The 12,964-nt window shown below is 27.1% G+C and carries 10 protein-coding genes; all 10 read right to left on the bottom strand.

The window, feature by feature from the left end; genetic code table 11:
* Window positions 1-8: 8 nt before the first annotated feature.
* The gene (locus tag HMPREF2782_RS01835) at window positions 9-1,004 is read right to left on the bottom strand and encodes a tyrosine recombinase XerC (protein ID WP_070640478.1); all 996 of its coding nucleotides are present in this window, start codon (window positions 1,002-1,004) and stop codon (window positions 9-11) included.
* A gap of 456 nt (window positions 1,005-1,460) precedes the next feature.
* Window positions 1,461-3,287, bottom strand: a complete 1,827-nt coding sequence (locus HMPREF2782_RS01840) for a glycoside hydrolase family 73 protein (protein ID WP_070640480.1) — start codon at window positions 3,285-3,287, stop codon at window positions 1,461-1,463.
* A 167-nt stretch (window positions 3,288-3,454) separates the two neighbouring features.
* Entirely contained in the window at window positions 3,455-4,993 is a 1,539-nt protein-coding gene (rny, locus tag HMPREF2782_RS01845; RefSeq protein WP_070640486.1) for a ribonuclease Y, read from the bottom strand.
* Between the two features lie 84 nt (window positions 4,994-5,077).
* Entirely contained in the window at window positions 5,078-6,817 is a 1,740-nt protein-coding gene (locus HMPREF2782_RS01850) for an ABC transporter ATP-binding protein (RefSeq protein WP_070640488.1), read from the bottom strand.
* Window positions 6,810-8,543 carry an ABC transporter ATP-binding protein gene (locus HMPREF2782_RS01855; protein ID WP_070640490.1) on the bottom strand — a complete coding sequence of 578 codons (1,734 nt, stop codon included), beginning with the start codon at window positions 8,541-8,543 and terminating at the stop codon, window positions 6,810-6,812. The genes HMPREF2782_RS01850 and HMPREF2782_RS01855 overlap by 8 nt, the downstream gene beginning before the upstream one ends.
* 76 nt (window positions 8,544-8,619) lie before the next feature.
* Window positions 8,620-9,150 (bottom strand): serine O-acetyltransferase EpsC, encoded by a 531-nt coding sequence (gene epsC, locus HMPREF2782_RS01860; RefSeq protein ID WP_070640492.1) that lies wholly within the window; start codon window positions 9,148-9,150, stop codon window positions 8,620-8,622.
* Between the two features lies 1 nt (window position 9,151).
* Window positions 9,152-10,063 carry a cysteine synthase A gene (gene cysK, locus HMPREF2782_RS01865; protein WP_070640494.1) on the bottom strand — a complete coding sequence of 304 codons (912 nt, stop codon included), beginning with the start codon at window positions 10,061-10,063 and terminating at the stop codon, window positions 9,152-9,154.
* Window positions 10,064-10,246: 183 nt separating this feature from the next.
* Window positions 10,247-10,918: a translation elongation factor Ts gene (gene tsf / locus HMPREF2782_RS01870; RefSeq protein ID WP_180362997.1), complete on the bottom strand. Its 672-nt coding sequence runs from the start codon at window positions 10,916-10,918 to the stop codon at window positions 10,247-10,249.
* A gap of 10 nt (window positions 10,919-10,928) precedes the next feature.
* A complete protein-coding gene (rpsB, locus tag HMPREF2782_RS01875) occupies window positions 10,929-11,714 on the bottom strand; it encodes a 30S ribosomal protein S2 (protein WP_070640496.1) in 786 nt (261 codons plus the stop codon).
* Window positions 11,715-11,847: 133 nt separating this feature from the next.
* Window positions 11,848-12,957 carry a signal recognition particle-docking protein FtsY gene (ftsY, locus tag HMPREF2782_RS01880; protein ID WP_070640498.1) on the bottom strand — a complete coding sequence of 370 codons (1,110 nt, stop codon included), beginning with the start codon at window positions 12,955-12,957 and terminating at the stop codon, window positions 11,848-11,850.
* Between the last annotated feature and the right edge of the window lie 7 nt (window positions 12,958-12,964).

The raw sequence follows: 12,964 nt of genomic DNA on the forward strand, positions 1-12,964 counted from the left end.
AATTTTTTTTATATTTTTAAATTTGATAAAGGATTTTTGTTTACTGCCTTTTTCAAATCTTCATCATCCAAGTGGGTGTAAATTTGAGTAGTAGATACACTTTCGTGTCCTAATACATCTTTTAAGGCTCTTATATCCACGTTTCCATACTTATACATCAAAGTTGCTGCTGTATGTCTTAGTTTGTGAGTAGAATAGATTTTTGTATCAAAACCTGCTTTTTCTAAATATTTTTCAACAGTTGATTGAACAGCCCTGTTTGATATTCTTTGTTTTCTAGTAGATATAAACAAAGCGTCAATTTTTTTGTCTTTTAAATATTTTTTCCTAATCTTTATATAATTTTCAATTAAATCTATGCAATTTTTAGTTAGGTATATAGTTCTTTCTTTATTACCTTTACCAATAATTGAAAAATGATCATCTTTAATATCTTTTAGATCCACACTAACAAGTTCGGAAAGACGCATGCCTGTTGTTAAAAAAGTGAAAACTATAGCCATATCTCTATTTTTTAGAAATTCATTTTTTTCTTGACTAACAATTTCAAGTAAGTGTTCTGTTTCGCTCAAAGTGAGGTAGACGGGTTGTCTTTTTTGAATTTTTGGATTTCTTAATTTTTCTGTTATATTATTATCAATAATTTCGATTTCTTGATGTAAATATTTATAAAAAGAACGTAAAGCAGAAATTTTTCTTGACCTAGTAGAAGCGTTATCGTTTAATTCGTTATCCAAATAAGATATATAAGAATACATATCCTGAATATTAATATCATTAATAAAAGTTTGATTGAAAATTTTATTAGAATCAATATTTGATTTTTTTAAATCATAATCAAATTTTTCCATATCATCAAAATAAACCTTTCTTAATATTTGAAAAGAAATAAAATTAATAAGGTCATAATGATATTCATTAATAGTTTTTTCAGATAAGGCTCTAATAGATTTTAAATAAGAAAGATAATCTTTTAAAATTAAAGGGGACTTAATTTTAGTCATAAAAAACTCCTAAACATTTTTTCTAAGCTCATTATAGCAGAAAAAAATAAAAATATCAATTATTGCACAAAATTATTATTTTGTGCAATAATTTCAAAATCAAAAAGCTCCTCCACTAATAACATTTTTAATTAAAATATTTTAGTAAAAAAACTTTTCGGAGATAAAAATATAAATAAAAACAGCGGATTTATAGTTGGCCCATAAAGCATTATAACAAATTTTATAATTATATTAAATTTCTAAAAAATCAGACGTCGTATTTTGCGTTTTAAGCGATTTTATATTTTTGCTAATACAATTATACTCATAAATAAATAATAAAAATCGAATTTTTACATTTTGATTATTGATTTAATTTAAATCGGATTAAACATTTCATTATAGTATAATTTGAAAAATTATATAAATAAAAAAATTGGATAAAGAAAAATTCTTTATCCAAAATTTAAATTTTTATTTTCTTTTCTTAGATGCTATTAGAGCAAAACTTGCTGCAGAAAGTGTGGTTAAAATAGAACTTAGTGAACCTATTCCAGTTTTTACATTTTCTGAACTACTGTTGCTGTAAGTAGTATTTGTTGTTGCACTTACATTATTATCTGTAGTTTGTGATTTCTTTCTATTATTTATTGGGCTAGATTTTTTAGTTTCATTATTTTCTACATTATTATTTGCCTGAATATTTTCAACTGGTTTTTTTACTGCGTTAGCTGTTGAAGCTACAATAATATTTTTGCTATCGCTTGAAAGTTTTTTAGATTTAGTAGATGATGCAAGAATATTTTGTGGATTTGTAGTTGATTTAGTATCGGCAACTTTAACACTTGGTTTTTGTGTAGCTTTAGCAACTCTTTGACTTTGTTTGCTATTTGCGTTTGCTTTTTTATTAGATGTATTAGATACTAAAGTATTAGAGTTTTTCTTTGAGTTATTTGATTTTGCAGTAACAGAATTATTAGCTCTTGTTGTATTTGAATTTAAATATTGATTAGCTAATGCAGATAAATTATTTCTAGTAATTACATTCAAAACAGCATCAACATAATTACTAGCTGTTGCATATCCAGCTTTTTTAATTAATCTTAGTTGTTCTTTATAATCTTTAGCTTTAGTAACACCAAAACTGCTATAATATCTACCACTTAATAAACTTAGATATTGTCTAATACTTTGTTCGTAAGTATCAAATTTTCTAAATTCATCTTTGATTCTTATATTTTTACCATTAATCTCTTCGTTAGTTTGGTAAACGTGACCTTTACCTTTTCCTTTTTCAGAATTAGGAACTTTTACTCCAAATAAATTCTTACTATATTTGGCAAGTGTAGATTCTCCCCATCCTGATTCAAGGATAGCTTGTCCCATCATTACTTCTGGAAAAATATTATATTCTTTAGCAAGATTTGAATGGCTTGCAAGCATGGCAAGAAATTCTTTTCTATTATTGTAATTATTTATATATTTTTCATTATTAGAAGATTTATTTTGGGAAGAAACAGCTTTAGGAGCAGCTTTTAATGCAGGACTTTTTACAGCAACCTTTTTAATTACAGGTGCTACTTGTAAAGCTTCATTAGAATTTTTTTCTTCTTTTTGTTCAATAACAGGCTTTTCTTCTTTTATTAATTCTTTTTCAGAAGTTTCTATTTTATTATCATCAGCCTTATTTTCTTCAGTTTTTTCCTTAATAAGCTCTTCATCCTTTTTATCATTTATAGGGTTTTCAGGTAAATTTTCTTTAACATTATCAATATTTTCTTCTTGAAGATTGTCTTTTTCATCTACTATAAACTTATCTTCATCAGTTTCTTCAGTTTCTTTTTTTACATCTTCAACATTTTCAACTTTTTCATTTTCATTTTGAGAATTTTCTATATTATTTTCTGAAACTTCAGGATTTTTAACTTCATTAAGATTTTCCTCTAAAGTTTCTTTTTCTGATTCTACAGTATTTGTTTGCTCATCTTCTATATTATCTACAAGAGTTTGGATAGTTGAATTTTCCTCAGATTTATCTTCATTTTTATTATTTAAAACTTCTTCAATGTTTTTATCGGTATTTTCAACTTCTTCATTTTTTTCTGATTCTTGTATAGATTCATTTTCCTTGATTTTGTCTTTTTCTTCTAAGTCAAGTTTTTTATCAACTATAACCTTTTCAACATTAGTGGATTCAAGATCTTTAGCAGAAGAATTAGAAAACAATCCACCACTAGCAAGTAATAAAACTAATGCTCCACTTGTAATTTTTGTTATATTCTTGTTACTATTTTGTTTCATTTAAAACTCCTTGTATTGTTATTACTATAATAATATATTGTTTTGTAATAATTGTCAATATTTAGTTTAAAATTCAATATATTTGTAATAATTTTAGAAAAAGTTTTGGATTTAGTATATATATTAAAAAACAAATAAAAAGAGAGGATTTTTCCTCTCTTTTTATTTTATTTAGCATATTCTATTGCTTTTGATTCTCTAATTACATTAACTTTTATTTGACCAGGATATTCTAATTCATTTTCGATTTTTTGTGCAATCTCTCTAGCAATTACAACCATTTGATCGTCTGATATTTTTTCAGGTTTTATCATTACCCTAAGTTCTCTTCCTGCTTGAACAGCGAAAGTTTTTTCTATACCATCAAATGAATTAGCAATTTCTTCTAAGTTTTCTAGTCTTTTAATATAATTTTCTAAGCTTTCTCTCCTTGCTCCAGGTCTTGCTGCTGAAATTGTATCTGATGCTTGTACTAGGATTGCAGCTATGCAATTAGCTTCTACATCTCCGTGATGGGATTCAATACAATTAATTACATTTTTGTTTTCGCCATATTTTTTTGCAGCTTCGACTCCTATTGATATATGAGTTCCTTCTACTTCATGATCTATAGCTTTTCCTAAATCATGTAATAGTCCTCCTCTTTTAGCATCCTTGTCGTCGAGTCCTAGTTCTTGAGCTAACATTCCAGCAATTTTTGCAACTTCTATGGAATGTTTTAAAACATTTTGTCCATAAGAAGTTCTAAATTTAAGTTTTCCTACAAGTCTTACAAGTTGAGGATGAAGATTGTGTATTCCCACTTCTTCAATTGCTTTTTGTCCGTCTTCAATTATTCTTTGTTCAACTTCATCTTCTGCTTTCATTAGCATTTCTTCGATTCTTGAAGGATTTATTCTTCCATCAAGTATTAATCTTTCTAATGCTACTTTAGCTATTTCTCTTCTGATTGGTTCGAATGCAGATATTACTACAGCTTCTGGTGTGTCATCAATTATCATATCTGTTCCTGATAATTGTTCAAAAGCTCTGATATTTCTACCTTCTCTTCCAATTATGCGACCTTTCATTTCATCGTTTGGCAATGATACTACTGTAACTGTGCTTTCTGCTACTTCATCAGCCGCATATCTTTGAATTGTTGTTGCTAGAATTTCTGAAGCTAATTTTTTACTTTCATTTTTTGTTTTTTCTTCAAACTCTTTAATGATTTTAGCTTGTTCATGAACAACATCATTCTTTAAGCTTTGAAGTAAAATATCTTTGGCCTCACTTGTTGTAAGCCCAGCAATATCTTGTAACTTCAACTCTTGTTCTTCGATAAGTTTCTCAATTCTGTCTTCTTTTTGTTTTAACTTTTTTTGGTCACTAGAGATTTCATCAGATTTCTTATCTAATAATAAGGATCTTTTGTCTAGACTCTCTTCCTTTTTTAAAAGATGACCTTCTTTTGTAGCAAGTTCATTATTTTTTTTGTTAATTTCTTGCTCGCTTTCTTTTTTGCGTTTAGAAATCTCATCTTTAGCACTTATTAGCGCATCCTTCTTTAGAGATTCGGCATCTCTATTTGCTTCATCAATAATTCTTGCAGATAATTCTTCTGCAGAAGAAATTTTTGATTCACCTATTTTTTTTCTACAAAGATAGCCTATAAAAAAAGCTAATATTATGAAGGCGACAGATAGAATAATTTGATTAAAATTCATTTTATCACCTCCTGTAATTAGGATTTTCATCCTATAAATAATTATATCATAAATCTATATTTATACGAAAAAGTTTTTCTAAATTTATTTTTCTTTCATTTGCTTTAGATACATTTTTTTGTATTCTCCATTATTTTGGATTAATTGTTCGTGATTACCGCTTTCTAAAATTTTGCCATGTGATAGGACAATAATTTTATCTACATTTTTTATTGTTGATAATCTATGAGCAACTATAAAAGTTGTTCTGTCTTTTTTTAATTCATTTATACCTTCTTGAATTATTTTTTCGGTTTCCGTATCTATATTTGATGTAGCTTCATCTAAAATTAAGATTTTAGGATCTCTTATATAAGCTCTTGCAAAAGATATGAGTTGTTTTTCTCCTTGACTTAAATTAGATCCATTTTCTAAAACTTTGCTGTCAATACCTCGTTTTAATAATTTTTGTCCACCAACCTTTTTTAGTGATTCTATAACTTCTTTATCTGTAAAATCTTCTCCCAAGCTAATATTATCTTTTATGCTAGCCTTAAATAAAAAAGCATCTTGCAAAACAACTGCCATATCTTTTCTCAATAAATCTCTATTTACTTTATTAATATTGGTATTTCCTATATATATTTTTCCTTTTCTTGGGGAATAAAAATTTAAAAGTAGATTTATCAAAGTTGATTTTCCTGAACCTGTTTGCCCAACAAAAGCTATGGAAGTTCCATTTTTAACTTTAAATGAAATTCCTTTTATTACATCTTCATTATCATAAGAAAAATAAATATCATCAAAATTAATGTCATTTTCTAAATTTATTTTTTTATTTTCTAATTTATCCATAGATTTCATTTCTAAAAGTTCAAAAATGTGATTTGCTGAGCTTAGAGCATCCTCGACATCTCCAAATCTCATAATTATTGTATTGATATTGTTGAAAATTTTGGTTGTATAGTCTATTGCCATATATAAAGAACCTATTGTTACAAAATATATATTAGTAATTGAGCCAAGACCAAAATAAATAAGCACGATTATTATAGCTAAAAATTGAATAATATCCATAGCTCTATAACCTGAATAAGATCTTAATTTGGATAATTTAATATTCAAATCATATATTTTTCTATTTATTTTATCAAATTTTTTGAAAATATAATTTTCTCTATTAAAAACTTGAATGATTTCCATATTTTGAATATATTCATTAATTTTTGCATTGACATCTGCTGTATAGATTTTTATATCTTTTGTATATGCATAAGTTTTATTTAAATAAGTTTTAAATATCAAATACACAATGGGCATGAGTATCAAAAGCATTAAAGCTGCTATTGTATCAGTAAATAAAAGTGTTATATATAGACCAATAATTAATATTAAGGAATTTATAATATCAGAAAACAATAGTTGAAACATTGTTTTCAATTTATTTGTATCATTGGTTATTCTTGATGCGATTTTTCCTGATGGAAGATTATCAAAATAGGAAATTGGAAAAGTTGATACCTTATCATAGACATCTTTTTGTACTTTTGATGCAATTTTATTAGCTGCAATTTGAAAATTAACTCTAGACCTGTTTAATAAAATTCCTGACAATACAAAAACGATAAAATATATAAATAATAGTATTGCAATTTTTTTGTAGCTTTGTGGTGTAAGCTTAGATTTTAATACATCATTTATTATAAAAGCAATAATCATAGGTCCGATTATTTCAAGTATAGTTCGCAAAAAAGAAAAAATAAATCCAATAAGCAAAGACTTTTTTTCATCTAATGCGTAAGTTTTTAATTTATTATAATTTTTCTTTTCATTTGCCTTAATCATACATATCACCTAAAATTTGATTTTCATATTGTTTTTTATACCATTTGTCATTTTTCATTAGCTCATAATGGTTTCCTTTTTCAACAATTTTTCCATCTTCTAAAACAATAATTTCATCACAATTTTGCACTTGGCTTATCCTATGAGCTACTATAATTGTTGTTTTATTACTCCTATATTTATTTAAATTCGTAATAATATTTTTTTCGGTATTAGCATCAACAGCGCTCATAGCATCATCTAGAATTAAAATTTCTGGATTTTTTAATACAGCCCTAGCAATAGACAATCTTTGTTTTTGTCCACCTGATAATGAAACTCCTTTTTCGCCAGTAATAGTTTCAAGACCTTCAGGAAAATCAGCTATATCTTTTTTAAAATCTGCTATTTCTATTGCCAAATTCAACTCTTTATCACTTGCATCTTCTTTTGCAAATAATATATTATTTCTTAATGTATCTGAAAAAATCATATTTTCTTGTGGAACATACCCAAGATTTTCCTTAAAACTTTTAAAAGAAATATCTGATGAAATATCATCATTAAAATATATATCAGATTTATCAACCTTATATAAGTCTAAAATTTGTTTAATCAGGGTAGTTTTGCCTGATGAAGTTTTTCCTAAAATTCCCAAAGATTTAGAATTTTTTATAGATAAGTTTATTTCGTTTAATATATTTTCTTTTGAACTTGGATATTTAAAATTATGATTATCAAATTTTATATCCAATGGTAAATTGACGCTTTTTTTATTATCTGTATTTTTTATTTCCTCTTTATAATTTAAAGTTTCATCTATCCTATCCATAGCAGCGCTTGCTTGCTCTTTTAAATTTATAAAATCTCCTAGCGCATACATTGGCCAAACTAGCATATTTAAATAATAGGTAAAAGAAACAATTTGACCTATAGAAATTTTTCCTAAACTCATTAAATATGAGCCAAATCCTATTGCTATAATAAAAGTAAGTGAAGTTATAATTCTTTCTACAGGAGCTAAAAGTGCTTGATATTTTGCAAGAATTATATTGTTTGTAGCTAATTCATCAGCATTTTTATAAAATATTTTCCTCCTATTTTCAACTATATTGAAAACCCTAATAAGCCTTATACCTTCTGCATCTTCCAAAACACTATCATTTAACCTATCAAAGGATTGATTTACTTTTTTTGACTTATCGTAAATCTTATCCCCTATTTTAAAATAGATAATAGCAATAAAAGGTAGTGGTAAAATAGAAAGCAAAGTAAGTCTTAAATCGATAGTAAAAATCATAACCAAAATTATACTAAAAGGAAGAATTGTAGCATCTATTAGTGCTAAAGTTCCATAACCTGCCATTATTGATATTTGGGAAATATCATTGGTAGATTTTCCCATAAGAGATCCTGTAGAATTTTTTTCGAAAAATTCTTGAGATTGGTTTAAAAATTTTCTCATTAACTTATTTCTTGCTAAATATTCTATGCTTCCACTAGCCTTAAAAACATTATAAGACCAACCCATAGCCAAAAAATATTTTAAAATAACCACAAATATAGTAAAGGATATAATTTTAATAAAATTATTTAAATCAATTGAATTGTTGTATATTAAATCAATTAATTTTCCAATAATATATGGCAAAAATAGTGAAACAATATCACTTAATAATAAAAATATAACTCCAATGATATAATATTTCTTATAATACTTGATAAACCATTTAAATTTTTTGTACATACTACCTCTTAAAATTAAAGAGCTGTTAATTTTAAAATATTTGTTAATAATTTAAAATTAAATAACAGCCCTTGTCTTATTTATTATGTTTATGTTTTATAATTTTAGCTGGAGCTCCTACTGCAGTACAATCATCTGGCACATCATCTAAAACTACAGAATTTGCACCAATTTTACAAAAATTACCTATGGTGATATCTCCTAATAAAATTGCACCTGCTCCAATTAAAACATTATTACCAACAGTTGGATGTCTTTTTACTCTTGCATTTTTTAAACCACCTAGGGTAACACCATGATACATTAACACATCATCGCCAACTTCAGCAGTTTCTCCTATTACAACACCAATTCCATGATCTATATAGCATCTTCTTCCAATCTTAGCACCAGGATGGATTTCAATGCCAGTTTCTCTTCTAGCTTCTTGACTAATCTCATTTGCCTTAGAAAATTCTCCTTGTAAATATAATTTGTGTGCCTCAAAATGAGCTAATAAAGCCTTAATTCCTGGAGAAAATCTCAAAGCATCTTCTTCCTTAGTTAAGGCAGGATCTTTTTCTAAAGCCGCTCTAACTAATTCATCTTTATATTCTTCAAAAGTCATATTATTCTATATTATATAATTCTGTTGATAAATATCTTTCGCCTGTATCTGGCAAAACAGTAACAACCTTTTTACCCTCGCCTAGCTTATCAGCAATTTCTATTGCACCACATACATTAGCTCCTGAAGAAATTCCAACAGCTAAGGCTTCTTTTTTAGCTAAGTATCTAGACATTTTTATAGCATCATCGCCTTTAACATCAACAATTCCATCTATTAAATCAAAATCTAAATTTTTAGGAATAAAGTTTCCACCGATTCCTTGGATTTTGTGACCTGATGCCTTACCACCTGATAATAAAGGACTTTCTGCCGGCTCAATCGCAAAAATCTTTACATTTTCATTATTTTCTTTTAGTCTTTTGCCAACTCCTGTTACAGTTCCACCAGTTCCAACTCCTGCAATAAAAGCATCTGGAGATATTTCATTTAAAATTTCAACACCAGTTGTTTCGTAATGAGCTTTTATATTAGCGGGGTTTGAGAATTGGTCTGGCATAAAATATCCGTCTTTTTTTGATAATTCTATAGCCTTATCAACTGATCCTTGAAGACCATTTTCTGTTGTCCTTATTACTTCAGCTCCATAGGCTTGAGCAAGTTTCGATCTTTCTATACTCATTGAGCTTGGCATAGTTAATATACATTTATATCCTTTTGCAGCAGCAATGGCAGCAAGAGCTAGGCCAGTATTTCCACTTGTTGGCTCTAAAATTGTATCGCCTTTTTTTAGTTTTCCATTTTTTTCTGCTTCTTCTATCATATACAAAGCTATTCTATCTTTAATAGAGCCTGCTATATTATTTTTTTCAACTTTTACATAAATATCTGCTCTGCCTTCTTTTTTTAAGGAATTTAATTTTAATAATGGAGTATTTCCAATTATTTCTTTTGCGTTATTATAAATTTTCATTAATTCTCCTTTCAAATTTTTTTATAAAAATTTAAAATTTAAAAATCATTTAATTTTTTCAATTGTTAATATTATATAGTAAAAAAATAATCTTTCAAACGACTAAGAAAAAAAATCATAGTAAATTACTATGGATTCTTTGTAAAAAAAGAAAGCCAAACGGCTTTCTTTATAATTTAATTATTAAGCATTCATTTGGCTTTGAACTTCTTTAGCGAAATCTTCTTCTTTTTTCTCTAAACCTTCTCCAACTTCAAATCTAGCAAATCTTCTGATTTTGATGTTTTCTCCTACATTATTTGCAGTATCTCTTAGATATTGTTCTATTGTAAGATCTGGATTTTTGATATATTGTTGATCCATTAAGCATACATCTTTGAAATATTTTTTAAGTCTACCTTCAACTTTTTTGTGAGCAATCATCTCTTTTTTGTCTTCAGGCATATTTGGATTAGCTTCATTCATAGCTTGTTTAATTAATATTTCTTTTTGTTCTGCTACATCTTTTTCATCAGCGTCTTCTTCTGAAATGTATAGTGGATTTAAAGCAGCTATATGCATAGCTATATTTTTTGCAAATTCTTTAACTGTGTCTGTATTTGCTGAAAAATCTGTTTCAGTATTGATTTCAACGATTACACCAATTTTATCGTTGTGAATGTATGAACCAATAATTCCTTCAGCAGCAATTCTATCAGCTTTTTTATCTAAAGTAGCTTGTCCTTTTTCTTTTAATAGTTTTATAGCATCATCTATATTACCATCAGTTTCAGTTAAAGCTTTTTTACAATCCATCATTCCTGCGCCAGTTTTTTCTCTTAATTCTTTTACTAATTTTGCACTTACTGCCATGATATCCTCCTAATTATTCCTCAATAGATTCTTCTTCATCGTTTTCTTCTAAATCTTCTGATTCTGTTTCTTCTTCATCACTTTCTTCAAAGTCTTCTTCGCTTACTGCGAATTCACTACCTTGATTTCCTTCTATTACAGCATCAGCCATTAAAGAAGTAATAAGTTTTACAGCTCTTATAGCATCGTCATTTCCAGGAATAGCAATATCTACTACATCTGGATCACAGTTTGTATCTACAATTGAAATAACTGGAATACCTAAGATTCTAGCTTCGTGAACTGCTATTTGTTCATTTGATGGATCTACAACAAATAATACATCTGGTAAATCTTCCATATCTTTGATTCCACCAAGATTTTTTTCTAATTTATCCATTTCTTTGTTGTATTGTAGAACTTCTTTTTTTGGTAAAAGATCAAATGTTCCATCTTCTTCCATTGTTTCATATTTTTTAAGTTTATTTACACTATTTCTAATTGTGTTAAAGTTTGTCAACATACCACCTAACCACCTGTTAGATACATAGTATTGACCACATCTTTTAGCTTCTTGTTCAATTGAATCTTGAGCTTGTTTTTTTGTTCCTACAAATAAAACTGTTCCACCTTCACTAGCAATATCTCTAATTGTTTCGTAAGCTTTTTCAATTTGATTTGCAGTTTTTGCTAAATCTATAATATAGATTCCATTTCTTTCTGTGAAGATGAATTTTTTCATTTTTGGGTTCCATCTTCTTGTTTGGTGACCAAAATGTACACCAGCCTCTAATAATTTTTTCATTGATACTATTGACATATATCTTACCTCCGTTTATTTTCTTCCATCTTTTTCTACTAGATTTTAAACTAACTAAATTAGCAACGCAAACCTATCCAAAGATGTGCATAGTACTTATGTAATATACCATAAATTATAATATATTACAAGTTTATTCGAACATTGCTTCAACAAATGATTTAGAATCAAATTTTTCTAAATTATTTATTCCTTCTCCTACACCAATATACTTAACAGGAACTTCAAGTTCAACTTGTAATGGGAAAATCACACCACCTTTTGCAGTTCCATCTAGTTTTGTTAAAATCAATCCTGTAATATCGCAAACATTTTTAAATTCTCTAAGTTGACTTATTGCATTTTGCCCTGTAGTTGCATCTAAAACTAATAAATTTTCTCTATTTGCATTATTGGCATGAGTTGAAATTGTTCTGTTTATTTTTTCTAATTCATTCATTAGATTTTTTTTGTTATGAAGTCTTCCTGCTGTATCACAAATCAAGACATCAGACTTATTTGCTTTTGCTGCTTGGATTGCATCAAAAATTACTGCTGATGGATCTGAGCCTTCTTTGTGAGCAATCATTTGTGTATTTGATTGTTTTGCCCATGAATCGAGTTGCTCAATTGCTGCCGCCCTAAATGTATCGGCAGCTGCTAAAGTTACTTTATATCCATCTTTTTTCAAGTTATTGGCAAGTTTTCCTATAGTAGTTGTTTTACCAACTCCATTAACCCCTATAACTAAAATTACTGTTAACTTATCTTTTGAAATATTTAATTTATTTTCAAGATTTTTTTCATCTAATTTTTTTTCCATAATTTCTTTTAGCAAAGGAAAAATTTCATCAGCATTTTTAACTGATTTTTCTTTAATTTCATCTTTTAATTGGTCAACTATTTCAATAGTTGATTTCATACCAATATCTGCTGATATTAAAATTTCTTCTAATTCATCGTATAAGTCATCATCAATTTTTACATTTGCAGTAAATAAATTTTTAAGTTTTGAGGAAAATTGCTCTCTTGTTTTTGATAAACCTTTTGATAATTTAGTAAAAAATCCTAATTCTTCATCGGTATCATCATTTTGTAATTGTTTAAAATTTTCATTTTGAAAATTTTCTTCTATAGTTTCTTCAAAACCACTTTCTTGTATTTTTTCATTTTCTTCGCTTATTTCTAAGTTATTTTCATCTGATAGATTTTTTTTGATATTTTCTTCTTCATCAGTCTTTTTTTTCTTAAAAAAATCAAACATTTTTTCT

The organism is Anaerococcus sp. HMSC068A02, from assembly GCF_001811125.1.
In the GTDB taxonomy this organism is placed as follows: Bacteria; Bacillota; Clostridia; order Tissierellales; family Peptoniphilaceae; genus Anaerococcus; species Anaerococcus vaginalis_C.

Bases quoted from the DNA above. Each gene is read 5' to 3' on its own strand.
- HMPREF2782_RS01835 (WP_070640478.1), bottom strand. From the start codon at position 1,004: ATGACTAAAATTAAGTCCCCTTTAATTTTAAAAGATTATCTTTCTTAT.
- HMPREF2782_RS01840 (WP_070640480.1), bottom strand. From the start codon at position 3,287: ATGAAACAAAATAGTAACAAGAATATAACAAAAATTACAAGTGGAGCA.
- rny (WP_070640486.1), bottom strand. From the start codon at position 4,993: ATGAATTTTAATCAAATTATTCTATCTGTCGCCTTCATAATATTAGCT.
- HMPREF2782_RS01850 (WP_070640488.1), bottom strand. From the start codon at position 6,817: ATGATTAAGGCAAATGAAAAGAAAAATTATAATAAATTAAAAACTTAC.
- HMPREF2782_RS01855 (WP_070640490.1), bottom strand. From the start codon at position 8,543: ATGTACAAAAAATTTAAATGGTTTATCAAGTATTATAAGAAATATTAT.
- epsC (WP_070640492.1), bottom strand. From the start codon at position 9,150: ATGACTTTTGAAGAATATAAAGATGAATTAGTTAGAGCGGCTTTAGAA.
- cysK (WP_070640494.1), bottom strand. From the start codon at position 10,063: ATGAAAATTTATAATAACGCAAAAGAAATAATTGGAAATACTCCATTA.
- rpsB (WP_070640496.1), bottom strand. From the start codon at position 11,714: ATGTCAATAGTATCAATGAAAAAATTATTAGAGGCTGGTGTACATTTT.
- ftsY (WP_070640498.1), bottom strand. From the start codon at position 12,957: ATGTTTGATTTTTTTAAGAAAAAAAAGACTGATGAAGAAGAAAATATC.